Below are 21,646 nucleotides of genomic sequence, written 5' to 3' on the forward strand. Positions count from 1 at the left end.
AAATTCGCGGTTTTTTCGAGTGTTTCTATCATTATTAACCAAGATATTTACAATTAGGGTATTGCTAATAGAAAGCGATATCATTATAATAATTGTGCAACCGATTGCATAATATTTTTTGAGTACTACCCATGCTATACATACTATAAGGGATGGAGACTGAACGAGCATGAAAAAACTTCTATCATTTGATTTTTGGCAAAAGCTTGGGAAGGCACTGCTTGTGGTTGTTGCTGTTATGCCGGCGGCCGGGATTATGATTTCGCTTGGTAAAGTAGTGGCGATGTTGGCTGGCGATATTCATTTCTGGTTGACCGTCGGCGGGGTCATGGAGAATTTGGGTTGGGGTATTATCAATAACTTACACATTCTATTTGCGGTAGCGATAGGTGGTTCCTGGGCTAAGGAACGGGCGGGCGGGGCTTTTGCGGCTTTAATTGCCTTTGTTCTCATCAATATTTCAACAGGGACGATTTTGGGCGTATCATCGAAGATGTTAACCCAGGAGGGAGCAACCACCCATACACTCTTCGGTGCATCGATTCCGGTCAGTGGTTATTTCACCTCTGTCTTAGGAGCACCCGCACTCAACATGGGCGTGTTTGTCGGTATCATCTCCGGATTCGTCGGGGCGGTGGTATTTAACAAGTACTATAATTACCGCAAGCTGCCGGACGCTTTAGCCTTTTTTAACGGTAAACGTTTTGTTCCTTTTGTCGTGATTTTATGGTCTGTCATCGTAAGTTTGATCATGTCTGCCGTCTGGCCATTTGTCCAGGGGGGGATTAATCAGTTCGGCATTTGGTTGGCGACTTCGGGAGAATCGGCTCCTTTTGTAGCACCATTTGTCTATGGTACACTGGAAAGACTGCTGATTCCTTTTGGACTTCATCATATGCTGACCGTTCCTATTAACTATACTCAACTTGGAGGCGTTTACACAACGCTTACAGGTTCCGGGGCAGGAAGTGTCGTTGCCGGGCAAGACCCGCTGTGGCTGGCTTGGGCAAGTGACCTGAGTGCGCTTCGTGGTACCGATCCGACAGCCTACAATAGCTTGTTGGAAGGCGTGACGCCTGCCCGCTTCAAGGTAGGACAAATGATTGGTGGAGCAGGTATCCTTATGGGACTAGCGGTGGCTATGTATCGCCGTGTAGACAAAGACAAACGCGGCAAGTACAAGTCGATGATCTTTTCGGCAGCCGCAGCTGTTTTTTTAACAGGGGTAACGGAGCCACTGGAATTCATGTTTATGTTCGTGGCGCCTGTGCTGTATGTGGTTTATGCTATTCTTACCGGTATTGCGTTCGGAATGGCCGACATCATACATTTGCGTTTACATTCATTTGGTATGATTGAACTGCTGACCCGAATGCCGTTGTCTATAAATGCGGGGTTGGTGCAGGATATTATTAACTTCGTGCTGACTTGCGTGGTGTTTGCGGTAGCAACCTACTTTATCGCTTATTTTATGATCGGTAAATTCCAAATGGCTACGCCGGGAAGACTGGGGAACTATACGGATGAGGAGCCCCAAGGGACTTCCGAGGCAGGGAGTACGAAGACAGAGGGTGTGGCAGCTACTTCCACTCAAAATCAACTGGCTACGGATATCATCAAGACACTTGGGGGTGAGCAGAACATTGTCGAGGTGGACGCTTGCATGACCCGTCTGCGTGTGACGGTTAAGGATACAGATGCCGTTGGGGACGAAAAAACGTGGAAAGCGCTGGGTGCCTTGGGCTTGATAAAAGTAGATAATGGGGTGCAGGCGGTTTACGGACCGAAGGCTGATGTGCTTAAATCAGATATACAAGACATACTCAACAGGTGATTACTTTGAAGTTGTTAACCTTAAATGCACATGCTTGGATGGAAGAAAACCAGCACGATAAGCTAAAGCAACTGGCTGCTTTTATTGATGAACAGCAGTTTGATGTCATTGCTTTACAGGAAGTGAACCAGTCTATGGAAGAGGCTCCTTTGTCAGCGGACGATTTGGGCACTTACCATAGCGCAGATCCTGAAGTTGTCATTAAGCGTGATAACTATGCTTATGTGCTGAACGGGCTATTGTCTGATAGCTATCATTGGACGTGGGCTCCCGCGCATGTTGGTTTTGCCAAATACGACGAGGGGTTGGCGATTCTGTCGAAAACACCGATTACAGCTACGGTGAACGAATATGTTTCCTCGCTACAGGATTATGACAACTACCGCTCACGTAAAATTGTCGGTATTCAAACTGTGGTGGACGGAGTGCAGGCCTGGTTTGTAAGTGGACATTTTAACTGGTGGAATGATGAAGAATCCTTCCGTGGACTATGGGATCGTACAACCAAAGTGCTACATTCTTTTGCTCCGACTCCTGTGTTCATGATGGGTGATTTCAACAACGCGGCTGAAGTGCGCGGAGAAGGATATGACTATGTACTGCAATCCGGCTGGTCGGACACCTATCCGAATGCAGCAGTACGTGATGATGGCCACACGGTGATTAAAGCTATTGCTGGTTGGGAAAGTAATGCGGAGCCGCTCCGTATTGACTTTATCTTCTCCAATAAGGCTGTACAGGTTCAATCCTCAACCGTTGTACTGAACGGGAAAACTGGACCAGTTGTATCGGATCATTTTGGGGTTGCAGTTGAGTTGGAGCTGTGATGAAAAAGGGGGCCAGTTGCTTATGCAATTGGCCTTTTTCTTATAGATTTCGACTTAAATCGAATGACATATTGGATAACTATGGCGATCAACACCAAAATCAAATTGTAGTAAAAGGGAGTGTTGATGCTAAAGCGTTCCATGAGTACACCTGCGATGATCGGAGACACAATAGCCCCCAATTCGGACAAAGATACGACGTTGCCGATAAATGTGCTTCTGTTCTCCTCAGGAATAACATCCCCTAGTTGCGAGTAAAAGGAATCCAGATAGCTGGCCCCTCCGATACCTCCGATGAACATTCCTAAGTATACGATCCACGGTTCAGTGAACCAAAGAAATAAAATGATTTCCACCATGATCAACAATAGACCGAGGATACAAAGCATCAAGCGATCCTTAAGTAGATCAGATATTTTGCCAATAAAGGGCGCTGAGATGAAGGTCGATATGCCGATAATTGTAAAAGCTAAGCTAATTTCTGCGGGGCTCCAATGGAGCTTGTAGGTTGCATATATGGAGAAGTACGTTAAAAATATAGCGAATGCACTCATTTCAAGAAAATGAACGGTGGAATAGAGCAGTAGCTGTTTCGTTAGCATGGTTTTTCTTTTCGACTCATGAAGGGGTACGTGCTGTTGCTGAGGTTTGGAGGAGAGACTGGGGAAGGTCATTCTGGAGACGGCAACGAAGGATATACATGAGAAAATAGCAACGAAATAAAACGGAATGGATAAAGAAAAATAAGAAACAATAGCTCCACTCATAAGAGGCCCTAAAATCATACCGGCACCTTCACTGCTGCTGATATATCCATTGAGCGTGCCTCGATTCTCTGCGGTGCTCATATGGTTGATCGTGACTCTTACAAAGACGGTTAGCCCTATAGCTACCAAGCCCTGAAGGAGTCTCAGTATGGATAAAATGATGAAGCTTGTTGCAATCGGAAACAGGAGCATACAAGCGATTTCGGCAATGAGTAAGCTCAACCCCAAGCGTTTTGCGCCAATCTTTTCATAAATTCGTCCTGCCAAGCCTCCACCAAGAAATCTCCCCACATAAAACAGAGAAAATAAAATGCTCATGCCGAGTACGGATATCCCGAATTGCTCTACATAAATAGCAAAGAGTGGAAGGATCATACTTCCACTCATGTTAGCAATAAGGCTGATCACGATCATACAGGCGATATTACGATTTAAATATAAGTGTCTCACCATAACCTCGAAACCTCTCTTTGATCTTGCATCATGGGAACCGTTATTCGGATTGCACTTGATTACGGATGAACGGCTTCAAGTCGAGTTAGCGGGTTCCCATATAGGCTACGCGAGCGAGTTCCTCGCGGTGCCTAAATCCCAATGCAATGATGGAGGTATGAAGCGGCGGATGGAAGGAATCTTGATTAGAGCGGTGGTGTTGCCTTTAAGCTGGAAAGCCACCTCCTGGTGGTGGCCAAGCTCCATAGATCCGGCGTAGCAGTACGATTTCACCCAAATGATATGAATTGTGGGAAGCGATATTCCGCAGCAGTCCTGCTTTCGTTTCACCTGGGAAATGAGCTAGTGAATCATCCAGTTGCGCGGTTTCGGCAATCTGCACAGCTTGATCTACGCCCTGTAAAAATTCGTTAATGAGAGCCTGCCATGCCTCTTCGCTTTGCGGTCCAGTCTCTTCGGGCCAGCTTTCCATGACATTGCCCGGAAGCTGGGGCTTCCGTCCTTCCAAATGCTCCAGCATAAATTGCTGCCAGTAGATCATATGCTTCAGCAGTTGATAAATGCTGTAAGGCATTTCTGCATTTTTCTTCCCTGCCAGCTCGACGTCAATGTCTGGTAAAGCCCGAGCTACTCGAATATGTCCACGTTCCCCGACCAGTGATTTAACCAGCGCTTGACCGAATAATTGATTGGCATCTGACATGTATGATCATCCCTTCTATGGAGAGTTTGTTCTAGCTTAGTCTCATTTAACGATTATACAATTATATTTTATGAAATGTAAATGAATGCATGATTTAAAGTAAAGGGTAGAAATCTTTTTAATAAAGTGGTTGATAATTGTTCTCAATTAAATTACAATAATATTGTTTCAATAGAAACAATAAACGACAGCTGTATATGTTGTTTAATATATACGGAAATGTTAAGGGGAGCTTTCTGTATGTATATATTGTTTCGTGAGAAACGATTAGGTGGTGGAAATAAAGATTTTAGATAGGGGTGTGAACATGGATTACGAAGTGATTGTAGTAGGCGGCGGACCTGTTGGAATGTGGTTAGCTGCTGAGTTGGCATTAGCAAGCGTAAGCGTATGTGTAATTGAACGTTTAGAGAAGCCAAGTGGCCAGTCGCGTGCGCTTACGCTACATCCACGGACGCTTGAGATGTTTGATATGCGTGGATTGAAGGAGCGCTTTATGAAGCGCGGCAGACCTATACGTACGGGTCACTTTACAATGCTGAATACCCGCTTGGATTTTTCTGTGCTTGATAGTTCTTCTAATTATACGTTGTTTATTCCACAGGTGATTACAGAGCAAGTGATCGAGGAGCATGCGCTCAAGCTGGGAGCTGTCGTCCATCGTGGCATGGAAGTGGTATCTGTGCGAGAGCACGAGCAGGGCGTAGAGGTGGTGAGTGTATGCGCATCTGGACCACAAGCCAATGTATCGGTAATGAATGCTGCTTATGTCGTAGGAGCGGATGGGGCTGGGAGTATCGTGCGTAAACAAGCCGGGATTGCTTTTCCGGGCACGGATACGACTCTGACCGCTGTATTGGCGGATGTAGAGTTAGTCAATCCGCCTGAAAGTGGCGTACATTCCGAATATAGTGAACGAGGTGGGGTGATGATTGCCCCCGTGTATCCAGATATTTATCGGGTTATTTTGACTACACCGCGAATGATGGAGATTCCGAAGGACGAACCTGTGACGCTGGAAGAAGTGCAGACAGGACTGTATGATCTGCTCGGTACAGATCTTGGCGTATCCAATCCTCGCTGGTTATCTCGATTCGGAAATGCAACGCGGCAGGCGCAGACCTATCGTAAAGGGAGAATCCTGCTAGCAGGTGATGCTGCGCATATCCACTTCCCAGCAGGTGGACAGGGAATGAATGTTGGCTTGCAAGAGGCGGTAAATCTGGGATGGAAGCTGGCCGGAATGATTCGTGGCTGGGCTCCAGACACGCTGCTGAGTAGCTATCATGACGAACGTTATCCGGTTAATACGCAGTTCTTACGGAATACCGAGGTTCAGACCCGTTTATTGGACTTTACGCCTGCTGTATTGGCACACCGCCAATTGCATGAGGAATGGTTCCGCCATCCGGAAATTAATCAATCTATGGCAGAGCAGATTAGTGCACTGGATGTATGTTATCCAGCGGCTAGCAATATACCGCAGCATCCACTGAACGGGAAACGGTTTGCTGATTTTGAATTGCATTTGCCTGACGGAATGACAACGTATGCTTACGATCTTCTTCATGAAGGCCGCTTTGTACTTCTCCATCTTGCAAAGGATAATGAGGTATCGAATGAGTTTCACCATAGCTCACTTTCACATATTTCATATGTGAGGCCGTAGCCGAGGAAGTGCCCGTGGGATGGAGAGATGTGCATACGGTTCTCATCCGTCCGGATGGGTATATCGCTTGGGCCATTTCTATGAAACAAACGGATATATTGAGTGTGATTAAGGAAGGCATTGCCACATTGGTATAAAGGGGAAAGGGTATGTTCATAACATGACCATATTGTTTCTTGTGAAACAAATGTGGGCTATAATGAAAGGAGGAGTATGCCAAAGGAGTGACTACTTGTTCGTATGGAAAAGGCGACATCGGTTCAGCATGTCTATGATTTGCTTATTAAGATGAATCATCAGTGGGAGCAGCATCAGCAAAGAGAGAGCATGACCTTTCTCGAAGAAATCCGCGAGCACTTTGATGGAATGACTTCGCTCAATATGACGGATGTGCACGTTATGGATTGTATCGGGCAGCATGAGCCGATCAATGTTACAACCTTAGCGCAACGAATGGAGCTGAGCAAAGGTACCGTTTCGAAAGTCAGCACCAAGCTGCTCAAGGAAGGCTGGATTCGCAGAACCCAGCTGAACGACAACAAAAAAGAAATTTATTTTCGGCTAACCCCGTTGGGAAAAAAACTCTTTCTTGTACATGAGCGACTGCATGCTGAGGTACAGCAACAGTTATTTCAATTTTTAAATCGTTACAGCTCAGAAGAACTGAATGTCTTGAAACGTCTGCTGTCCGATGGTGTAGATCTCTTGGAAGCTATGGAGTGGCAGGGAAAGAGTCTGGATTAAAGAGATATCTAATCATCAACGATGGGCACCTGTTTTATCTCCGAGTAATAGATACATGAGGAGATGCAGGTGCGTTTTCTCTTAATGCAATAGTCGTTTTGCTTCCATATAGAGCACCTGTACGAACTTTTTCGTATTAATGCGGGCTTGGGACAGTGAAGGCTCCACATTGTTTTGTAGCTCCAGCATTTTTTTGCGAATTTCTGTAAAGTCAAAAAATTTGGATGCATAATTTTCAAATTTAGGATGGGTATAGTCAGTCAACCCGAGCGATACTATATGGCTTAGCGTCTGGAAAATAGCGCGGCGGACACGCTGCTCCGATGCTTTAATTTCCTTACTCAGCTCTACTGCTGAGGCTGAAGCCCCTAACCGTTTGGATGCTACATTAGCAAATATATCCTTCAACGGCGGGAACAGATAGGGAGACAGATTGCCTGTTTCCTCCTCATACTGGTCCAGAAATTCCAGCATGTCCAACAAATCCATACTCCCAGCTTCGCCGATCATTCCCATCTCGGAGAGCAGAAACTGCCCGGAAGTTACGATGTTTCGGGTCGGTTCAATCGTTGCCGTTGGGTTATTCGATGTGAACATCGACAACCCTTGAAGCGTCCGCTGGATATCCGTAATCGACTGCTGCATGCGCAGACGCTCAGCCACCTTATGAATAACTGCAATAATCTCCAGTCGATTCAAAGGCTTGGCCACATAATATTCAATACCGAGCGAGTACGCCTCGCCGATCATGTTTTTGGATTCGATGCGAGAAATCATAATGATTTTGCCGCTGAATTGATCGCCGAGTGCACGCACGGTCTGAATGCCGTCACGAAGCGGCATCAGCAAGTCAATTAGCAATACATCAATCCGGTTCAGCTCCAGCAGGCCGCTATTCACATAGGAACCATCCTCCGCTTCCCCGATGACTTCCCCTAGACCTTCGTCTTCAATAATGTCTGCCAGCATAGAACGAATCCCTTGATCGTCATCCACAATATAAAAACGCATCCGGGCTATCTTCCTTTCTCCGTCAGTTTCCGTAAAGGCAATGTAATTCTAAAAGTGGTCTGTAATCTATCTGTATTCTCTTCCTCAATCTGTTGTAGTTCAATCGTTCCTTCAAGGCTCTCCGCGACCTCACGTACATAAAACAATCCCATACCGGTCGACGGTTGTCCTTCCTCATCATACTTGGTCGTATACCCTGGTGTGAAGACCATTTCCCGTTTCCGCTGAGGAATACCCGGACCGTTGTCGGTAACACTAAAGGAAGCTATATCCTCTTTTCCCGGAAGACAGCGAATAGAAACGTCAATCCTTCCGTCGTCCCTCATGGCTTCAACCGCATTGGCTGTCAGGTTATTAATAAGTGTCAGAACGGTATAAACATGTAGCTTGGGCAACAAAGGATCGACATCTAGGGTAAAACGAATAGACTTGTCCAGTGATTGGGCGTACTTGCTGTTCGTTCGGATGATGAGCTCCCCAAGCTCTTGAGAAGCCATGTAATGCACTCCGCTTTCGGCATCAATCAGCTTGGACAAACCAGCAAAAATCCGCTGGCTGTCTTTTTTAATCTCGTGAACCTGTCCGGAAATACGAAGTGCCTGTCTGGCGTAATGTTCTCTATCCTTTAGAGATTCATCCTGTTGCAGTTCACGGTACAGCTCGTAGCTTTCACGAGTGATTTGTTCTGCATGTGACAGCGTTTTGCCTAACTGGACCGACTCCTCATACAAGTCTGATACAAGAAGTAAAATTCGCTCCGTCTGCTGTCTTTGTGCCTCTTCATGCTGGACCGATTGATTTAACCGAATCATATTATAAAACCCAAGCACGAAGAAGCTGCGGATCATAGCCATAAAAGCTACTTTACTGATCTTAATGATGTCCCAGAAATCGCCGTCAATACTCCACCGGACGCTAAGTTCCGACACACTTGCGGCAACCTCAATCCCTACAGAGAGGATACCCACACGGAGTGCGCGGTAAGGCTCAGCATTAATGTTAAGGAGCTGGAAGAGCAGACCGTAGACCATGTAATAAAAAAAGGTAGGGCCATGCAAGATCAGCAACTCTTCGAAGAGAAGACTGGACTGAGTGTAATGATTGAGTAAGATGCGAAAGGCGACTACCGCTATCCCTGCAAGCACTCCCGATAATGCAGGCGGAATATGACGAATAGATAACAGAAAGAAAAAAAATACAGGCGTACCAAAGCTGAGACGGAATGTATTAGCGAACGGGTGAATATTCAGCTCACCTGCGAGCGGTACAAATACAAGCATGAGCAGGAAAAGGAGCGTGTTCAACTTCATTCATATTCACCTCCTGGGTATTCAGTCAGAAAGGCAATGTGAGCTAAATTCACAGGCTCGTCGTTAAAGTTTGTGAATTTATAGAAAAAAATAAATGCAGCTGTAGATAATTGTCGGTTTTTATAGATCAGATTGTAGTATAAATAACATCATTTGAATATTAAGAACAGCATACTGCAAAAATATACAAATCAGCCAGGGGGGGACACGAAGTGAAAAAGATTAATTTGACGATGCAAATCTTTATCGGTCTGGCTTTAGGTATTATTATTGGTGCCTTATTTTACGGCAATTCAGGGGTGGAAGTCTACTTAAAGCCAATCGGCGATATTTTCATCCGCTTGATCAAGATGATTGTCGTGCCTATTGTGATCTCAACGCTCATTATCGGCGTTGCCGGCGTGGGCGATATGAAAAAACTAGGTAAACTTGGCGGAAAGTCCATTCTGTACTTTGAGATTGTAACGACAGTCGCCATCCTGTTCGGACTGCTTGTTGCCAACCTGGTTCGACCTGGTGACGGCGTGGACATGTCCCACCTGGCGAAGAGTGATATCCATTCCTATGTGGAGACTGCAGAGAAGTCAGGCCATAGCTTTATAGATACGATTGTGCATATTGTTCCTACCAATGTTATTCAAGCTCTGGGCGAGGGAGATATGCTCGCTATTATATTCTTCTCCGTACTGTTTGGACTAGGGGTAGCGGCGATTGGTGACAAGGGCAAGCCTGTGCTGAATTTCTTTGAAGGCGTAGCCGACGCCATGTTCTGGGTAACCAATCAGGTCATGCGCCTGGCTCCGTTCGGAGTATTTGCACTGATTGGAACGACAGTGGCCAAGTTTGGGTTGGCTTCATTATGGCCGTTATTGAAGCTTGTTTTGTCGGTGTACGGCTCCATGGCGCTGTTCATTGTGATTGTTTTCGGAATTATCGCCAAGCTGTGCGGTACCCGTCTCTGGACCATGATTAAAATTTTGAAAAGTGAGCTGTTGCTTGCATATTCGACGGCCAGTTCGGAAAGTGTTTTGCCTAAGATCATGGAGAAGATGGAGAAGTTCGGATGTCCTAAAGGAATTACGTCCTTTGTCATTCCGATTGGGTATTCTTTTAATCTGGACGGTTCCACCCTGTATCAGGCACTGGCTGCGATTTTCATTGCCCAAATGTATGGTATTGATCTGCCAATCACGACACAGATCACGCTGGTACTAGTATTAATTATTTCTTCCAAAGGTATTGCAGGTGTGCCGGGTGCTTCCTTTGTCGTTTTGCTCGCTACGCTTGGAGCAGTGAACCTCCCGCTGGAGGGTTTGGCTTTTATCGCTGGTATTGATCGCATTCTGGATATGGCGCGTACGGTAGTTAATGTATTAGGTAACTCGCTTGCCGCTGTGGTCATGTCCAAATGGGAAGGCCAATATGATAAAGAAAAGGGCGAGGAATACGTTGCTTCAATTAAATAAGATATAACGAACTGAATAGTTGACAGAAAGAGCACTTTTGCGCAGTAATGCAAAGGTGCCCTTTCTGTTTCCAGACTTGTTAGAATTCTTCCTTTTTCGACATTTTTCGATGTTTTCTGTATGGAATTATAGGTATATGGACATGAAAAATAAGTCTTAATGCCTATGTAATTAAAGATTTAATTATAATGATTCTTAATAAAATTCCGATATTAAATTATACCGTTTTATATATTGGCTTAGAAGGGAAGATCATATATGTTTCTCAAGAAAAATGAGTCTCAATCACTTGCTCCTTTAGTAGAAGAAAGCCGCAAACTTTCACAAAGAATACAGCAAAAAGATTACTCTGCTGCAATACAGGTTTCCTCAGCTTCTCCTGAGGTTCAAGAAATCGCAAACAATGTTAACCAAGCGATAGAGTCCATGAAAAATGATGCTCAACATGTTGATATCCGTTTGAAGCTTGTTACCAAGGCTATAGAGATTGGCTTATGGGACATGGAGGTCATTGCGGGTGATCCTGTCAATCCAAGTAATACGTTCACATGGTCAGAAGAATTCCGTTCTATGCTGGGGTATCAGAGCGAAAAGGACTTCCCTAATGTATTAGATAGCTGGTCATCTCGGCTGCATCCCGAAGATTATGACAGGTCTTTGGCAGAATTGTCTGATCATTTACTGGACTTTACGGGAAAGACCCCTTATGACGTACAGTATCGCTTGAGGCTGAAGCATGGAGAATATCGTTGGTTCCGGGCTACCGGAACGACGATCCGTGACCAGCAGGGAGTGCCGCTTCGGATTGCAGGCGCTCTGTTGGATGTGCACGATCAGAAGATTAAGTCTGAGGAGCTTCAGGCATTGGTTACAAGATACGATCTCATTAATCGTGTTTTGGTGGAGGCTCCTTACGATGTAAACATTATTGGAGGAGACATTGAGAATCCGGATAGTATATTTTGGTGGTCACCGCAATTCCGGGCTACGCTGGGCTTTAAGGATGAGCAAGATTTCCCAAGCAAGCTTAGCAGTTGGGCTTCAATTCTGTATCCTGAGGACGCCGAAATGGCGATTAAAGTTTTGAATGATCATTTAAATGATTATACAGGGCGCACACCTTATGAAATGGAATGTCGTTTGGTGCGTAAGAATGGTGAGCATCGCTGGTATTATTGCAGTGGAAAAACATTGCGCGATAGCAAGGGAGTGCCTATTCGGATTGCGGGTACCATTCGTGACATTACAATAGAAAAGGAAAAGCAGGCTATTGCGGATGAACTCACGCTCAAGATCCAGCATCTCTCCGATTCCATTACGGAAATGGTGAATGGTGTTAATTCGGTTAGTAACCAAGCGCAGGAGCTGGCTACGGCTCAGGAGCAATCGACAGAGGCAGCGAATCAAGCCAAAGTCAGTGCAGAAGAGACCCAAAACATCTCCAACTTCATTAAAGAGATTGCGAATCAAACGAATCTGTTGGGTCTGAATGCTGCCATTGAGGCATCACGTGCGGGCGAGCAGGGGCGGGGGTTTGCGGTAGTCGCAGATGAAGTGAGAAAACTTGCCATTCACAGTGCTGATGCGACCGGAAATATCGAGACCAGTCTGGACGAAATGAAGACACTCATTGAGCGGATTTTGCACAATATCGGTAATATGTCTACGCTGACACAAACACAAGCAGCGCTAACGCAGCAAGTGAATGCATCTACGGACGAGATCAACAGCATGTCCAAAGCTTTGTTGGATTTTGCGAGAACAATGTAAGGCTTCATGTAGAAATGAGGCCGGGCCTTAGGTTCGGTCTCTTTACTGTTTTTGGAAGATGAACTATACTTTTCGAGGATAGATCTAAAAGTCACCTCATAGTAACTTTATGTGGAAAAGAGGAATATACTTGAGCTTACTTAGTTCAATATTGGTCGGAATTGTAGCTCTGGAGCATGTGTACATTCTAATATTGGAAATGTTTCTGTGGACGACTCCGCGGGCGATGCGTACGTTCGGCACCTCGAAGGAGCTGGCGGAAGCAAGCAAATCCTTGGCTGCAAATCAGGGGCTGTACAACGGCTTCTTGGCAGCCGGATTGGTGTGGGGCTTGTTCTATCCGGAACCTGTGATCGGGCGGCAAATCCAATTATTCTTTGTCATTTGTGTGGTAGTGGCTGCGGTGTATGGTGCATTAACTGCCAATAAGTCTATTTTATTAAAGCAAGGCCTGCCTGCCATCCTGGCACTGATCAGTTTGTGGATACTCTGAAGACACCCTTACCGGGTGTCTTTTTTCTAGATTCGATCACATAATGTCTGGAATGCTAATGACAAGGGGAATAAACAGTTTTTGACCGATTGTAAATCCGACTATTCCGATTTATAATAAATTTATTACATATTAGGAGAACACGGGGGCTAGAGCGATGCGTCGTAATTTGACTGGTGTATTGGTATTCATTGTATTGATGTTGGTTGTAAGTGCATGCTCCGGCGGTAATTCTGGATCTACGTCTGAGACGAATGGAAATACGACTGGTGCAGCTACCACAACAGCTGATAACGGACAGCCTAAAGATGGTGGCAGCCTGATCATTGGCGTACAAGCTGATCCGGTGGTGCTGAATCCGAACTATGCGGGTGATCGGGTAAGTCTGACGATAGACCAGGCGATATTCGCACCATTATTTCAAGTGAACAATGGCAAAAAGACATTTTATTTGGCAGACAGTCTGACTCCTTCAGCAGACAAGCTGACGTATACACTAAAACTGAAAAAAAATCTGACTTGGCATGATGGAGAGAAGCTGACAGCTGACGATGTTGTTTTCACCATTAACAAAATTTTGGATGAGAAGCAGCACAGCTTTTTGAGAAGTAATTTTATGGTTAATGGCAAACCGGTTCAGGTAAGCAAGGTTGATGATACAACAGTGGATTTCAAGCTTCCTCAGCCAGCTCCTGCTTTTGAGGCAGCATTGGTACAGGTATCCCCGATTCCGAAGCACATTTTCGAGAATGAAGCGGATATTGAGAAAAGCACGAAAAACAACTCACCGATTGGATCAGGTCCTTTCAAATTTAAAGAGTACAAAACCGGTGAGTACGTTACACTTGAACGGTTCGATAACTATGTTGGTGGCAAGCCGCATTTGGATTCAGTAACATATCGGATTGTTAAAGATTCGAATGCTGCGAATTTGGCTCTTCAAAATGGTGAGATCAATGTAAACTATCTAGATCCGCAAAATGTGGAGACCATTAAAGCAACAGATAAGTTTGACATTTTCCCTTACAGCGAAGGTCGCTTGGCTTATCTGATGTTTAATGAAAACAGTGATACGAAGCAGTTGAACAAAAAAGAAGTGCGTCAGGCGCTCTCTTACGCGCTGAATCAGGATGAGTTGATTCAAGTTTCCTATGGCTCCAAGGATTACGCAGACACTGCGAAATCTGCTCTGACACAGGACGTACTGTATCACACGAACGACGTTGCATTTTTTAATAATGATGTGAACAAGGCAAAAGAGTTGCTGAAATCGGTTGGCGCTGAAGGACTGAAGCTGCGCATTATCATTCCGGGCGGCAACAAGGTACAGGAAGCACAAGCGCTCTATATCCAGCAGAAGTTCAAGGACATAGGCGTTCAGCTGGACGTGAACAGCATGGATTCCTCAGCTTGGTCGCAAAAATTTGTGGACACCAATGCCAAGGACTTCGACTTGGCGATCAGCGGCTATATCATGGGTTATGACCCGGACGCGTATCGTATTTTGTATAGCACCGGATCATCCTCCAACTATTCGCATTATTCAAATAAAGAAGTGGATAAGCTGCTGGAAGAGGGCGCGGGTGAGTCGGATACGACTAAACGTGGCGAAATTTATAAAAAGGTACAAGAGCTGCTGGCTAATGATGCAGTCATCTACCCGATTGCTTACACCAAGACTATTGTAGCCTTCGACAAGCAGTATGGCGGTATTGATCAGGCTGTGTTAAAGCCGGTTGTGATTTTCGAGGATTTGTCCAAAATTTATCACAAATAAGACAGGGTTTTCAAAAAATAAGCTGGGCTAACCAGCTTATTTTTTTCGAAAACAGCAAGGGGAAGGGAAACGTATGAGACAACTCATCGCCAGAAGGTTGCTGCAAGTTATACCGATGCTATTTTTTGTGTCCATCGTCTGCTTCGGCTTGATCAAGCTGGCTCCAGGTGATCCGGTTCTCTCTTTTGTTACACCGAATATGCATCTGGAAGACATTGAACGCATGAGGCATAGCTTGGGGCTGGACCAGCCCGCTTATGTGCAGTACATATTATGGCTTAAAAAGAGCCTAACGGGTGATCTCGGCTACTCGCTAATTAATCACCAGCCCGTGCTGGATCAGATTCTCGATCGTCTCCCGGCAACAGCCGGGTTAATGGGCGCATCCATCATACTGGCTGTGCTGATTGCCATTCCACTCGGTTTGACGGCTGCGGCTAATCGGAATCGCTGGATCGACAAGCTGATTAATCTGATGTCGTACATCGGCATTTCGGTTCCGCTGTTTTGGCTCGGTATTTTACTTATTTATTTGTTTGCGATTTATCTGCATTGGCTTCCGAGTACTGGGATGCGTACCATCGGTACGGACTCGGTGCTGGATGTGATCAAGCATGGGATTTTACCATGTTTTGTACTGGCCTTCGGTTTTCTGTCTGTGTATGTGAGGTACATCCGTTCCAGCACAATTACGCAGCTCAAGGAAGAGTACGTGCAGATTCAATACGCGTTCGGGTCTGGAAAAAGACTAGTTTTGTTTCGACATGTTCTCAAGCATGTGCTGCTGCCCATCATTACGCTGCTCGGAATGTCGGTTGCGGACTTGGTGGCTGGAGCCATTGTGACGGAGACGGTATTTTCCTGGCCGGGCATTGGCTCGCTGGGCATGACGGCGGTAAAAGGGATGGATTATCCTGTCATCATGGGGATTACTTTATTTTCCGCTCTGCTGCTGATCCTGGGTAATCTGCTTGCGGATATCTTGTACAGCATTGCGGACCCGAGAATTAAATCAACGAGGTGAATTCATGAATCGGAGCAAATGGCGCAACATCGGGATCGAGCTGATGACGAGCAAAATGGGCGCCGTCGCCCTCATACTATTGATTGTATTTTCGCTGGGGGCGATTTTCGCATTTTTATCGCCGCAGGACCCGAATAAGTTGAACGTGCTGGAGCGTCTCCAACCACCGGGAGCGGCACACTGGTTTGGAACGGATGATTATGGGCGGGACTATTTTACAAGAGCACTGTACGGCGGACGTGTATCATTGCTGGTAGGCTTCGCGTCCATGATTATTGCGACCAGTATCGGTGCAGTGGTAGGTATTGTGAGCGGGTATTTTGGAGGATGGATCGACAATCTGCTTATGCGGGTTTTGGAGCTGATCATGTCGATTCCGTCTTTCTTGGTTATTTTGCTGCTGAGTGTGTTTTTGAAGCCGGGCGTCGGCAATATCATTGTCATTATCGCCTTGCTCATGTGGATGAACATTGCCCGGGTGGTCCGTGCAGAGACAATGACGTTGCGTGAACGGGAGTATGTACTATACGCCAAAGCTTCGGGACAAAGTACGTTTGGTATTATTATGAAGCACATTGTACCTAATCTGATTCCGGTAATTATCGTAGGGGCGACGAACAATATCGCTTCAGCAATTATGATGGAATCGTCACTGAGCTTCCTCGGCTTTGGTGTTCAGCTGCCGAATGCTACGTGGGGCAGTATGCTGAATAATGCCCAAGGATATATTGCACAGGCCCCATATATGGCATTGTTTCCGGGATTGCTTATTTTACTGACTGTGTTGAGCTTTAATGTTTTGGGAGATGTGCTGCGTGTAGGCTTTGAACCCAAATTAGTAAAACGATGATTCATAGTTTCATAGATTCATAGTACAGGCCCATTACAAATGGCTCCAGGAGCGATAGGAAGGAGCGAAAACACAATGATAGAACATCTACTGTCCGTCGAACAGCTGGAGGTCTCGTTTTTCACTCGTGAGGGGGAGAATCAGGCAGTTCGAGGGGTTAGTTTTCATATTGATGCTGGAGAAACGGTAGGAATCGTAGGAGAATCCGGCAGCGGCAAAAGTGTGACAGCGAAAGCGATCATGTCGATGATAGCCCCGCCGGGCAAGCGGCTGAACGGCGATATCCGTTATCGGGGACAAAGTCTGACCGCTCTGACGGAAAAGCAATGGCGCAAAATACGTGGAAACCAGATTGCGATGGTCTTTCAGGACCCGATGACCTCGCTGAATCCGGTCAAAAAGGTTGGCTATCACCTGGTCGAGGTGATTCGCAGACATCGAGGACTGAGCAAGGAAGCGGCTACGCAAGCAGCTGTAGAACTGCTGCGACAAGTAGGCATTACCGAGCCGGAGCGCCGAATGAACCAATACCCGCATCAATTCAGCGGCGGGATGCGCCAGCGGGTGATGATTGCTATGGCGCTCTCGTGCAGCCCGGAGCTGCTGATTGCAGATGAGCCGACTACAGCGCTGGACGTGACGATTCAGGCGCAAATCTTGGAGCTGCTCAAGTCTTTAAAGCAGCAATCCGACATGTCGATTGCTCTAATCACCCATGATCTGGGCGTCGTCGCCCAGGTGTGCAGCCGTGTCATCGTGATGTACGGCGGCATGGTGATGGAGGAGGGACGCGTGGACGATATCTTTTATCGTCCGGGCCACCCGTATACGCAGGGCCTGCTGCGTTCTGTGCCCCAGCGTACGAACGGCTTCCGAGAGCGGCTGGTGCCGATTGAGGGCACGCCGCCGGACCTGCTGAACCCGCCATCGGGCTGTCCGTTCATGGAACGGTGCCCGCATGCGTTTGCCCGCTGTGTAGAGCGGCCGCCGATGGTGGAGCTGCGCCCGGACCAGCGAGCAGCCTGCTGGTTGAACGAGCCGGACGCCGTGCCTGCTGGAGTCTACGAGACGCCCGAAGCGGGCCATGCGGAAGGGGAGAATAGCGGTGAGTGAAGCAAAGAATGTATTGGGCGAGCATCAGCCCTTGGTAGAGGTACACCAGCTTAAGAAGCATTTTGTGACCGCAAAGGATTTGTTAGGGCGTAGCTCTGAGGTGCTCAAGGCGGTGAATGGCGTGAGCTTTCAAATCAAGCGTGGCGAGACGTTCGGACTGGTCGGTGAGTCAGGGAGTGGCAAATCGACGGTTGGACGCTGTCTGACGCGGTTATACGATTATACAGAAGGTACGGTACGCTTTGACGGCCAGGATATTTCCAAGCTGAACGATAAACAGCTCAAGCCGCTGCGTCGGCGCATTCAGAGCATTTTTCAGGACCCATATTCCTCTCTTAATCCGGGTATGAACGTGCTTGACCTGATCGGTGAGCCGATGGATATTCACAGATTGCATCAGGGGAGTGAGCGTAAGGATGCCGTAGTGGCTTTACTGGAGAAGGTAGGGCTGAAGCGAGAGCATCTGTACCGCTACTCGCACGAGTTCAGCGGCGGGCAGCGCCAGCGGATTTCCATCGCTCGTGCTCTGTCCGTGAACCCCGAGTTCATCGTCTGTGACGAGCCGATTTCGGCACTCGATGTGTCCATCCAGGCGCAGGTCATTAACACGCTGGAGGATCTCCAGCAGGAGTTCGGGCTGACGTACCTGTTCATCGCCCATGACTTGTCGATGGTGCGGCATATTTCAGACCGAATCGGTGTGATGTACCATGGCCGACTGGTAGAAGTAGCCGATGCAGATGAATTGTATGAGCAGCCCGCTCACCCTTATACGCAGGCGCTGCTGTCCTCCATCCCTGTGCCTGATCCGAGAGCAGTCGGAGAGCGGGAGGGACTGGGGGGAAGCTTGGCCCAACCAGACGGTTCATTAGTATGGGACAAGGATAACAACAGTGCAACCGAGCTGAGAGAAATCAGTCCCGGCCATTATGTAGCATATCCGGTTAACCGTTAGGGTTAAAAGCGGTTGTACGATGTGCATGACCCAAAGGAGGTAAAAAACGATGACTGAATCGACGAAAAGAGTACGTATTTCCCAATGGGACGCGCTCTTGTTGGAATCATTACGCTCTTTAGGCTGGTCCCAAGAGGAATTAATCCGTCGGGTGCAGCAAAATGAGCTACCAACAGATGGACCACTCGATTTTGATTACACAGAGCTTGTCACTGGGCTGGCGTCCCAAGAGCCGGAGGTGTTTGTCAGCGCGGTAGCGGACGGATATCAGATCAAGTACAATACGATCCGGGGCATTCGTTCGTGGATTGCCGTTGCGTTCAGACGGGAGCCTGAGCTGTCACTGGAGGAAGGAAGCGAAGCCGTTACATCCGAACTGACGAAGGCTGAGTATGATTGGCTAGAACGGGTACTTTCATTAGGCTGGGTCATCCAGGAAGTACGTCCCGCGGCTGGCGAGACTTCAGGATTATACCGAATTGTACCTGCTTCACAGACGCATTAAATCCTGGGGATGAAGTAATATACTTTACCAGAAATTGAAACGAGCTGACCGTGGAGGCCAGCTCATTTTTTAATGCAATCCTTCTTCATCTTTTTTATTCAGCATAACCAGACTATTGTGAATGATTCGTGTCATGCAGTAAAAGAAGGCCATTCTGGTGGTTTGCATAATAGCTCCCAACAACATGGACATCGATTCCATTTGGGAAAAATGTAAGATAAGAATCCGGTTAATAATTCCTTCACCAAACCAGACAAAATATAGCGGAACAATCATCTTTTGAATATAACGAGCTTTACGCTCCAATTCGGGGTGGAGCGCAAAGTACCTATAAATATGGGTGAATGTATTGGAGAATCCCCACAAGTTAATAAAAGGAATCATGCGAGCAATGGCTCCCACGGTACGAATCGGATAATCGGAATGTTTTTGCCGGATGGCTTTATGTACTTGAACTAGCCAGATCAGATAGGTTACAAAACACATGTAGTACAGAACAAAGCTAAAGACTGTAAATTTTTGCTCCAACTCGTATAGATGATCATAATAAAAATCATTTGCGTAAATATACACTAACGTAAAAATAAGGATAATAAATTCACCTATAGTGCCCACCGCTAGCAAGGCTTGGTGTACGCTGCCAGCTGTCTTGGATGGAAATGCTTTGGAATCTGATTCATTCAAGATGTACTTCCTCCCAGTCTAGTTGCTTCAAATACACGATAGCATCCTCCAGTGTTTCTACGGGGATAATGCGCAGTTTGAGTCCATGTTCCTTTTGGACTCGGGCAGCCTCTGCTTCGTTGCCTTCCTCCCCATACCATTCATAATCTGCCGGTACGAAAAATAGATCAACCTTTGCCGCCTCGGCTCCCAGCAGTTTTTGCTCCAGCCCACCGACCGATCCGACATCCCCGTATTCTTCCATCGTGCCAGTGCCTGCAATTTTGTGACGTCCGCCATCTGAAAAGTCGATGTTATTGGCTTCCTCATACAGTCCGATGCCTGTCATCAGACCCAAGGAATTCCCCGCAAGATCCTGCAAATGAGTCAATAGCTCCGCATAGCGAGCATCCTCCAATTTGCTAAGATTCGAGAAAGCTGTTGAATCACCACCTGTTTCGCTGTCTACACTTAATTCCGTCGCTGCATGTACAGCTTGCATAGCAGAATATTTTAGCGTGTCCGTCTCTGAAAGGTCCTTCAAATAAGAGTCCACTTCATCAGGGGCAATGGGTTCAAACTTAATCGCACCCCCGGATACATTTTCACTGGAGTATACATTCCAACGCTCCAGGAGATTGTTAGCAATACCCGTTTGAACAGACGCAAAAAACACGCTTCCCTGAACGCCAAGATCTTTGACCGGATGCATTTCTCCTTGCAAAATATACTGTGCAGGCATAGGCCGTGTTCCAATAAAGGCGGCGATAGCCGGGATCAGCAGCAGCGCGAAAATGAGTATACGTTCTTTGTTAATGCCAAATATCTTTTTGAGGAGATATGGATTACGGCTTGGCACCTCATTCACAACCTTTCCAACTGTTCTCATACGGATATCATCGGTTGAAAAGATTAGAAAGGTTACATTTTTCACCATAAATGACCGATAAGAGTATAGTAGTATACATATTTTTAACGCTCTGCCAGATCACCGACGCTCTTTTTTTATGCTATATTTTATACATAAGGAAAATTAGAGAGCTGAGGTGCAGCATGACATCAATGACTATTGTCGAATCATCCGTCAAACCAGGATTAATGGCTTTTCAGGCAAGCACTGAAGATCAGGAGCAGGTTCAGGAGTTAATTTTAAAGACGGCCAGGTGGCTGCACAGCAAAGGCTCTACGCAATGGGGACGCTTACTAAAAGGAAAAGATGATCACAACCTAGGCGGCGCTATTGCACGTGGAGAAGTGATTATTTTCCGAGCATCAGAGGATCAAGGCTTGGCAGGCGCAGTGATCTTGCAGCAGCAGCCCAGTGCATGGGACCGTAAGTTGTGGGGATTAGACGAAACGGATTCTGAGGGAGGAACCTCAGTATATCTGCATCGTTTGGTTGTGGATCGCGATAGCACCGGGAAGGGTCTAGGCCGTGAGCTGATGCAATGGATTGAACAAGGTATCCACTTCACAGGCAAGGACCGAATCCGTTTAGACTGTATTGCGGGCAATGACAAGCTTAGCGAGTTTTACAGACAATGCGGTTATACGTATATAGGCGAAACGAACGGCTATAATACTTTTGAAAAGATGCTAATAAAGATTTAGAAAACTGAATTATAGCTCAAGGAATACGAAAGAAGGAAGCAGGTGATCTGCATTCTTCTTTTTTTGTTGTGCAGCCTTTACTTTCCCTTGATCGCTGTCAT

At 46.5% G+C, this 21,646-nt stretch carries 19 protein-coding genes and 1 pseudogene; 14 read left to right on the plus strand and 6 right to left on the minus strand.

What is annotated here, in order from left to right; genetic code table 11:
• The first annotated feature begins 169 nt into the window (after positions 1 to 169).
• Together MKX46_RS16840 and MKX46_RS16845 are read left to right on the plus strand one after the other, a co-directional pair.
• Positions 170 to 1,834, plus strand: a complete 1,665-nt coding sequence (locus MKX46_RS16840; RefSeq protein WP_069010149.1) for a PTS transporter subunit IIBC — start codon at positions 170 to 172, stop codon at positions 1,832 to 1,834.
• Between the two features lie 5 nt (positions 1,835 to 1,839).
• Complete coding sequence (locus MKX46_RS16845; RefSeq protein ID WP_318628161.1) at positions 1,840 to 2,661, plus strand: endonuclease/exonuclease/phosphatase family protein; 822 nt, start codon at positions 1,840 to 1,842, stop codon at positions 2,659 to 2,661.
• 20 nt (positions 2,662 to 2,681) lie between these two features.
• On the opposite strand, the gene MKX46_RS16850 is transcribed toward MKX46_RS16845, so the two are convergent.
• Both MKX46_RS16850 and MKX46_RS16855 read right to left on the minus strand, forming a co-directional pair.
• Positions 2,682 to 3,881, minus strand: coding sequence for an MFS transporter (locus tag MKX46_RS16850; RefSeq protein WP_069010147.1), 1,200 nt, complete (start codon positions 3,879 to 3,881; stop codon positions 2,682 to 2,684).
• Between the two features lie 205 nt (positions 3,882 to 4,086).
• Positions 4,087 to 4,584, minus strand: a complete 498-nt coding sequence (locus tag MKX46_RS16855; protein ID WP_039274097.1) for a DinB family protein — start codon at positions 4,582 to 4,584, stop codon at positions 4,087 to 4,089.
• Between the two features lie 307 nt (positions 4,585 to 4,891).
• Here MKX46_RS16855 and MKX46_RS16860 point away from each other — a divergent pair.
• Both MKX46_RS16860 and MKX46_RS16865 read left to right on the plus strand, forming a co-directional pair.
• A pseudogene (locus tag MKX46_RS16860) lies at positions 4,892 to 6,390 on the plus strand (monooxygenase).
• Between the two features lie 103 nt (positions 6,391 to 6,493).
• Positions 6,494 to 6,997 carry a MarR family transcriptional regulator gene (locus MKX46_RS16865; RefSeq protein ID WP_049816963.1) on the plus strand — a complete coding sequence of 168 codons (504 nt, stop codon included), beginning with the start codon at positions 6,494 to 6,496 and terminating at the stop codon, positions 6,995 to 6,997.
• An 81-nt stretch (positions 6,998 to 7,078) separates the two neighbouring features.
• On the opposite strand, the gene MKX46_RS16870 is transcribed toward MKX46_RS16865, so the two are convergent.
• Positions 7,079 to 8,008 carry a response regulator gene (locus MKX46_RS16870; protein ID WP_013308322.1) on the minus strand — a complete coding sequence of 310 codons (930 nt, stop codon included), beginning with the start codon at positions 8,006 to 8,008 and terminating at the stop codon, positions 7,079 to 7,081.
• Between the two features lie 5 nt (positions 8,009 to 8,013).
• Entirely contained in the window at positions 8,014 to 9,318 is a 1,305-nt protein-coding gene (locus MKX46_RS16875; protein WP_029516894.1) for a sensor histidine kinase, read from the minus strand.
• Positions 9,319 to 9,530: 212 nt separating this feature from the next.
• Here MKX46_RS16875 and MKX46_RS16880 point away from each other — a divergent pair, with 212 nt between their 5' ends.
• The 9 genes from MKX46_RS16880 (at position 9,531) to MKX46_RS16920 (ending at position 19,271) form a co-directional block, all read left to right on the plus strand.
• The gene (locus tag MKX46_RS16880; RefSeq protein ID WP_069010145.1) at positions 9,531 to 10,784 is read left to right on the plus strand and encodes a cation:dicarboxylate symporter family transporter; all 1,254 of its coding nucleotides are present in this window, start codon (positions 9,531 to 9,533) and stop codon (positions 10,782 to 10,784) included.
• Positions 10,785 to 11,042: 258 nt separating this feature from the next.
• Entirely contained in the window at positions 11,043 to 12,554 is a 1,512-nt protein-coding gene (locus MKX46_RS16885) for a methyl-accepting chemotaxis protein (protein WP_318628165.1), read from the plus strand.
• 130 nt (positions 12,555 to 12,684) lie between these two features.
• Positions 12,685 to 13,047 carry a DUF1304 domain-containing protein gene (locus MKX46_RS16890; RefSeq protein WP_013308326.1) on the plus strand — a complete coding sequence of 121 codons (363 nt, stop codon included), beginning with the start codon at positions 12,685 to 12,687 and terminating at the stop codon, positions 13,045 to 13,047.
• 157 nt (positions 13,048 to 13,204) lie between these two features.
• Positions 13,205 to 14,824 (plus strand): ABC transporter substrate-binding protein, encoded by a 1,620-nt coding sequence (locus tag MKX46_RS16895; RefSeq protein ID WP_318628166.1) that lies wholly within the window; start codon positions 13,205 to 13,207, stop codon positions 14,822 to 14,824.
• A gap of 73 nt (positions 14,825 to 14,897) precedes the next feature.
• On the plus strand, positions 14,898 to 15,848 hold the full coding sequence (locus MKX46_RS16900) for an ABC transporter permease (RefSeq protein WP_023986565.1): 951 nt from the start codon (positions 14,898 to 14,900) through the stop codon (positions 15,846 to 15,848).
• Positions 15,849 to 15,852: 4 nt separating this feature from the next.
• Positions 15,853 to 16,698 carry an ABC transporter permease gene (locus MKX46_RS16905; protein ID WP_013308329.1) on the plus strand — a complete coding sequence of 282 codons (846 nt, stop codon included), beginning with the start codon at positions 15,853 to 15,855 and terminating at the stop codon, positions 16,696 to 16,698.
• A 75-nt stretch (positions 16,699 to 16,773) separates the two neighbouring features.
• Positions 16,774 to 17,811 (plus strand): ABC transporter ATP-binding protein, encoded by a 1,038-nt coding sequence (locus tag MKX46_RS16910; RefSeq protein WP_341071515.1) that lies wholly within the window; start codon positions 16,774 to 16,776, stop codon positions 17,809 to 17,811.
• Entirely contained in the window at positions 17,783 to 18,766 is a 984-nt protein-coding gene (locus tag MKX46_RS16915) for an ABC transporter ATP-binding protein (protein ID WP_341071516.1), read from the plus strand. The genes MKX46_RS16910 and MKX46_RS16915 overlap by 29 nt, the downstream gene beginning before the upstream one ends.
• Before the next feature lie 49 nt (positions 18,767 to 18,815).
• Positions 18,816 to 19,271 (plus strand): hypothetical protein, encoded by a 456-nt coding sequence (locus tag MKX46_RS16920; protein ID WP_341071517.1) that lies wholly within the window; start codon positions 18,816 to 18,818, stop codon positions 19,269 to 19,271.
• 69 nt (positions 19,272 to 19,340) lie between these two features.
• Here the strand turns inward: MKX46_RS16920 and MKX46_RS16925 are convergent, their stop codons facing one another.
• A complete protein-coding gene (locus MKX46_RS16925) occupies positions 19,341 to 19,955 on the minus strand; it encodes a hypothetical protein (protein ID WP_165149263.1) in 615 nt (204 codons plus the stop codon).
• Entirely contained in the window at positions 19,948 to 20,823 is an 876-nt protein-coding gene (locus MKX46_RS16930) for a S16 family serine protease (RefSeq protein ID WP_341071518.1), read from the minus strand. The genes MKX46_RS16925 and MKX46_RS16930 overlap by 8 nt, the downstream gene beginning before the upstream one ends.
• Positions 20,824 to 20,987: 164 nt before the next feature.
• On the opposite strand from MKX46_RS16930, the gene MKX46_RS16935 reads away from it, so the two are divergent.
• Positions 20,988 to 21,545 carry a GNAT family N-acetyltransferase gene (locus MKX46_RS16935; protein WP_341038380.1) on the plus strand — a complete coding sequence of 186 codons (558 nt, stop codon included), beginning with the start codon at positions 20,988 to 20,990 and terminating at the stop codon, positions 21,543 to 21,545.
• Positions 21,546 to 21,646: the final 101 nt, after the last annotated feature.

Source organism: Paenibacillus sp. FSL P4-0113, from assembly GCF_038009305.1.
Taxonomy (GTDB): Bacteria; Bacillota; Bacilli; order Paenibacillales; family Paenibacillaceae; genus Paenibacillus; species Paenibacillus polymyxa_D.